The sequence below is a fragment of the Rhodococcus sp. IEGM 1302 genome (genome assembly GCF_030056935.1).
GTDB lineage: Bacteria > Actinomycetota > Actinomycetes > Mycobacteriales > Mycobacteriaceae > Rhodococcus_F > Rhodococcus_F qingshengii.
In genome coordinates this window covers 1-6,410 of sequence record NZ_JASHKY010000055.1, presented here as the reverse complement: position 1 = coordinate 6,410, position 6,410 = coordinate 1, and the positions used below count along the sequence as shown (strand labels likewise).

The 6,410-nt window shown below is 62.8% G+C and carries 1 protein-coding gene; it reads left to right on the top strand.

From position 1 onward, the window contains the following. The coding region (locus QM609_RS29025) for an amino acid adenylation domain-containing protein (RefSeq protein ID WP_502942732.1) at positions 1-6,410 on the top strand (6,410 nt) is incomplete at both ends.

The following is a 6,410-nucleotide window of genomic DNA, read 5'->3' as shown; positions in this document are numbered from 1 at the left end:
GGGGGAGTTTCCGGTGACGGTGCATGGGAAGTTGGACCGTAAAGCCCTCCCGGACGTCAACTTCGAACCTCAACCGCTGCAGTATGTTGCGCCACGAACGCCGGTCGAGGAGACGGTTGCCGCAATCTTCGATGATCTGCTGGGAACGTCGACGGTGGGCGTGAACGACGACTTTTTTGCCCTGGGTGGGAACTCTCTCAGTGCGGCCAGGCTGGTTGCGCGAGTGAATTCTGTTCTCGGCGAACGGATCAACATTCGCGACGTCTTCGATGCTTCTACCGTTGCAGCGCTGGCCGAGTTGGCGCAGTGTCGCGGAGGAGAGGGGGCCAAGCCGGCGTTGAGGCCGCGGGGTACGACGACGGATATCCCACTTTCGCCGGCGCAGGAGCGAATGTGGTTTGCGAATCAGTTCGACCCCGAGTCCGCCGCCTACAACGTCGCGTGCGCGTTGAGGCTCGACGGCACAGTGAATCTGAGTGCACTTCACGCGGCATTTGTCGACGTCGTCGAGCGGCACGAGTCCTTGCGCACTGTTTTTCCTCTCACTGACGACGGCCCGCGTCAAGTGATCATGTCTACCTCACAGGTGGTATCGGATCTTGCACCGATACTTGTGCAGGGAGAGGAAGAGCTGCGCGAGCGTTGCCGGCAGATCGTTTCGGATGGTTTCGACGTCATGCAGCAGGTCCCGATGCGCGCCACCTTGTTGCGGCGAGACGACCAGGTCCACTCGCATGTCCTGGTGATCGTGATTCACCACATCGCCGCCGACGGATTCTCCACGGTACCGCTGGCCCGAGATCTCATGAGCGCATACACCTCCCGTGTGAACGGTGAGGCACCGCAGTGGGCGCCGCTCGGGATCCAGTATGCCGACTACGCGTTGTGGCAACGTGGTTGGTTGGGCTCGGAATCGGACTCTCGGTCTCTGATCTCGAAACAGCTCGGCTATTGGGCCGAGAATCTTGCGGGCGCACCGGAGGTTCTCGACATTCCGACCGATCGACCGCGTGTTGATGTGCGTTCGCTTCGACGCGGACGGATCAGGTTCGTGTTCGGTCCGAAGGTGCATGCCGGTGTGGTTGCCCTGTCGCGCAAACACAACGCCACGGTCTTCATGGTTGTGCACGCAGCCTTGGCAGTGCTGCTGGCGAGGCTCAGTGATGAGGACGACGTAGCCGTCGGAACTCCCATCGCCGGGCGTGGGGAGCGCGAACTCGACGACCTGGTGGGCATGTTCGTCAACACGTTGGTGTTGCGCACTGCAGTGGACCGCGGCGCAACTTTCGGAGACTTCCTCGACCAGGTCCGAAACGTAGATCTGAGCGCCTTCATTCACGCGGACGTGCCGTTCGAAAGAGTCGTCGAGATCGTGAATCCTTCACGTTCGACGGCGTACTCGCCCCTGTTTCAAGTCATGTTGGAGTTCCAAGACATCGAACGGCCTGCACTCGAACTCCCCGACCTGCAGGTGACCGACGTGGGCGTCGAGATCGACACCATCAACTTCGATCTTCAGTTGACGGTGACGCAGAACGCCGGCGCAGCCGGCGAATCGGACGGTCTTCGCGCCGAATTCGGATATGCCACAGATATTTTCGACGAGGAAACGGTAGCGGGCTTCGCCGACCGCCTGCAACGGATTCTCGAGCGCGTTATCACGGATCCGCAATCACGGATCGGAGATATCGAGATCCTCGACGCCTATGAGTCAGCCGAACTGGTACCCGTGCGAGGTGAGATTTCCGCCGCTGTTCAGACCCTTCCGGATTTGCTGACTGCAGCAACAGATATGGCGACTGCCCAGGATCCCGGCGCCGTTGCGCTGGTGTTCGAGGAACGTGAAGTGACCTATCTCGAACTCGACGCGCAGTCGAACCGATTGGCCCGCATGCTGATCGAATCCGGAGTGGGTCCCGAATCGGTGGTGGCGTTGTGTCTCCCACGCTCCATCGAGTCCGTTCTGGCGGTGTGGTCCATTGCCAAGACAGGTGCGGCATTCCTTCCCGTGGACCCGGGACATCCTGCTGCTCGTATCGAGCACATGCTGGGCGACTCCGGTGCAGGGTGGGGGATAACGTCTCGAGCTCACAACGCGGCATTGTCCGGCCTCGTGCCGTGGCTGGTCCTCGACGATGCCGGTTTCGAGGAACGGCTGCGGGCGTACTCGCCATCGAAAGTCACCGACGCGGATCGGAAGGCACCGATTCGCATCGACAATCCGGTCTATCTGATCTACACGTCGGGGTCGACAGGAACACCCAAGGGCGTGACGGTCACACATCGCGGGTTGAGCGACTTCGCGCTCCAGGAGCGTGAGACCTTCGCCGCCACGACCCGATCCAGAACTCTGCACTTCGCTTCGCCGAGTTTCGACGCGTCGGTTCTCGAGCTCGTGATGGCCGTTGGTGCTGGAGCCACGATGGTGATCGTGCCACCGACCGTCTACGGCGGGTCGGAACTGGCGGCGTTACTGGAGCGCGAGCGCGTCACCCATTGTTTTGCGACTCCGGCGGCCTTAACGTCCGTCGACCCAGACGGTCTCACCACTGTCGGTTGTGTCGTGACAGGTGGGGAAGCGTGTCCGCCGGAATTGGTGGCCCGCTGGGCTCCGGGCAGAAAGATGTTCAACGCCTACGGTCCTACCGAGGCAACTGTCGTGTCGAGCATCAGTGCGGCACTGGCTCCGAACGACCCGGTCACTATCGGCACACCTACTCGCGGATTCAGCGAGGTAGTGCTGGACTCGCGTCTGCGAGCGGTACCGGTAGGTGTCGCGGGGGAGTTGTATCTTGCCGGGCCGGCTCTCGCTCGCGGCTATCACCGGCGATACCCGTTGACCGCCACGCAGTTTGTCGCAGATCCCTTCGGTGCGCCGGGAACGCGGATCTATCGCACGGGCGATCGCGTGCGGTGGACGCCCGACCGACGGCTGGAGTATCTCGGGCGCACCGATGCCCAAGTCAAAGTCCGTGGGTTCCGCATCGAACTCGGGGAAGTCGAGGTGGCACTGCAGACGCACCCGCGCGTGGCCCAGGCGGTGACGGCCGTCTGGAACGGCGACGGCAGGGATCGGTTGATCGGCTACGTGGTTCCCGATCGCGGAGCGAGTGTCGATCCGCGAGACGTCCTCGCCCATGCAGGCAAGCGCCTGCCGTCGTACATGGTGCCGGCGGTGGTGGTGGTGCTCGACGCCGTTCCGCTGACGGTTCACGGAAAACTCGACCGCGCAGCGCTTCCCACACCCGATTTCTCGTCCGCCGCCACACCCGACCGGCCACCGCGAACGGAAACCGAGAATCTTCTTGCCGCTCTGTTCGCGCAGGTTCTCGGTCTCGACGCGGTAGGAGTGCATGATTCGTTCTTCGAGCTCGGTGGCGACAGCATCATGTCCATCCAATTGGTGGCCCGCGCTCGCGATGCGGGTGTGATCATCTCACCCCGAGATGTTTTCGACCACAAATCCGTCGCCGCGCTTGCCGAGTCGGCGCACCTTGAGCAGGACAGGCCTGATGTACTCGCGGAGCTACCGGGATCCGCTGTCGGAACTGTTCCACTGAGCCCGGTGGCGCAGTGGATGCTCGACCGCAGCAGTGGCGGGCTGCGTGGCGGCGGAGTGAAACGGTTCTCCCAGGCGCTCTTGCTGACAGCTCCCGCTGATCTCACCCAGGACCTCCTTGTCCGTGGTCTCCAGGTGTTGCTGGACCGCCACGGAATGCTTCGAGCTCGCTTGGTTGAGAGTGACCGGGTCATGGAAGTCTTACCACCCGGCTCGATCTCGGCCGAAGGACTGATCCACCGCGTAGCTGTCGATTCGGTGGACGACGAAGGTTTCAGGGCCTTGGCGTCGGGAGAACTCGAGGCCGTGGCCGACAGCTTGGATCCCGCCACGGCTGACATGGTGCGCGTGATCTGGTTCGACCTGGCCGACAAACCTGACGTGTCGACCGGGCGGGGCCGACTACTTGTGGTGATTCATCACCTGGTTGTCGACGGCGTCTCGTGGCGCATTCTGGTCACCGACCTGGCGTCGGTGACAGCACAACTCCAGGCCGGTGTCACGCCCGAACTGCCACAGATCGGAACGTCGTTCCGGCGATGGGCGCATGGGCTTGTCGAGCACGTGGGCGACCGGAGCGTCGAACTGGACATATGGAAAACGATCCTGGACGGCGATGACCCGTTGATCGGTTCGCGCCCACTCGATCCCACGATCGACGTCGACGAGACGGTCGACACCGTTACAGTGGACATCTCGCCTTCGGCGACCAGGAACCTTCTCACCACGGTTCCTGCGGCATTCCACGCCGGCGTGAACGACGGACTCGTCACCGCTGTTGCGTTGGCCTCGATCGAGTGGCGACGACGCCGCGGTATGGATACCGCTGCCGCCCTGATCACGCTCGAAGGACACGGGCGCGAGGAAGGAGCGGTTCCTGGTGCAGACCTCGCTCGCACCGTTGGTTGGTTCACCACGCTCTACCCGGTGCGCGTGGAACTTGGCGCAATCGACGTCGACGACGCACTGGCAGGTGGCGCCGACGCCGGGCGGGCTCTCAAAGCTGTCAAAGAGTACGTGCGTGCGATCCCCGATCATGGAATCGGATTCGGGATGTTGCGGTACCTGTCGGGCGAGAGCGACCCACTCGGCCGATTCCGTTCTCCTCAGATCAGTTTCAACTATCTGGGCCGGATCAGCTCCTCTGACGGAACACAGGACTGGCTGCCGGTGGAGGGCAATCGAAGGCTCGGCGGAACCCAGAACCCGTCCATGCCTGTGGCGTCCGTGATCGACATCAACGCGGCGGTTGAGGACCATGTCGACGGGCCCTGCCTGACAGCATCTTTCACCTTTCCCCGCGGAGTGCTCGACAGGTCTGACATCGCGGAGTTCGCGGAACTGTGGCGTCGTGCGCTCGACGGACTCACCGCGCACGCGTCGCGACCTGATGCGGGCGGTCTGACGCCGTCGGACATTCCCCTCGTCTCGGTCGACCAACAACAGATCGAACGCTGGGAGAACGACTTCCCCGGATTGCAAGATGTCTGGTCGGTGTCGCCCCTTCAGGCCGGGCTGATGTTCCATGCCTCACTGGCGGCCACGTCGACGGACGTCTACACAGCGCAGTTGTGCGTCGAGCTCGAAGGAGCGGTTGATTCCGAGCGTTTGCGCGGCGCTGCTGCCGGACTACTCGCAAACCACCCGAATCTGTGTGCAGCGTTCCTCTACGACGTGAACGGCCTACCGGTGCAGTTGATTGTCGACGATGCAGTGATTCCCTGGACCGAGGTCGACCTGAGTGATCGCGGATCGGCAACCGACGCAGATCTGGAGCGCCGCCTCGACGAGGACCGCAGTGCACCCTTCGACCTCGCTTCGCCGCCACTGCTTCGGCTGACGCTGCTGCGAACCTCGCCGACGAGGTGCGTGTTGGTGGTGACGAACCATCACATCGTTCTCGACGGCTGGTCGATACCGTTGATGGTTCGCGAACTGTTGATGCGATACGCGGCCGACGGTCTCCCGGTCGAGAGGGCCCCGGCCGATCTTCCCGAGACTCCCTCCTACCGCGCCTATCTGGAATGGTTGATGCACCGCGATATGGAGACCTCGCTCGCGGCGTGGGAGGACGCCTTGGAAGGCGTCGACGAGCCGACGTTGTTGGCGCCTTCGACGCCGATCGCGGAGCAGCTGGTGCCCGAAGAGGTTGCCGTCGATCTACCCGATTCGGTGCGCGACGGACTCGGTGCGCTGGTCCAACGGAGCGGGATCACGATGAACACGGTGATCCAGGCGGCGTGGGGTGTCCTACTGTCTCGGATGCTTTCCCGTGACGACGTAGTCTTCGGCGTCACGGTTTCGGGCCGCTCACCCGAGTTGTCTGGTGTGGAAAACATGATGGGGCTGCTGATCAACACGTTGCCTGTCCGAGTGCAACTGGATCCGGACGAGACGTGTACGCAGCTGCTCGCTCGACTGCAAAGCGAGCAGACAGCTCTGCTCGATCATCACTATGTCGGACTCGGCGCGATTCAATCTGTCGTAGGGACAGGCAATTTGTTCGACACACTGTCGGTCTTCGAGTCGTATCCGATCGATACCTCGGGGATGGGCGGGAACACCGACATTGCCGGTATGCGCGTCACCGCTGTGAATGCCCGCGACGCCACGCATTACCCGCTCACCGTGCTGTCGGTCGCGGAACCGACGCTGCAGGTCAGCCTGCGGTACCAGCCGGCGGCATTCGACCGCGCCGCGGTCGACACCATTGCACAGCGAATGTCGCGGATTCTTGCCGCCTTCGCAGCGAACGCGGATACACCGGTCGGTGAGGTCGACGTGTTTGTCGCCGGTGAGCGTGGGTTGGTGGTGGGTGGTTGGGATGGTGTGGGGGTTGTGGTGGGGGGTT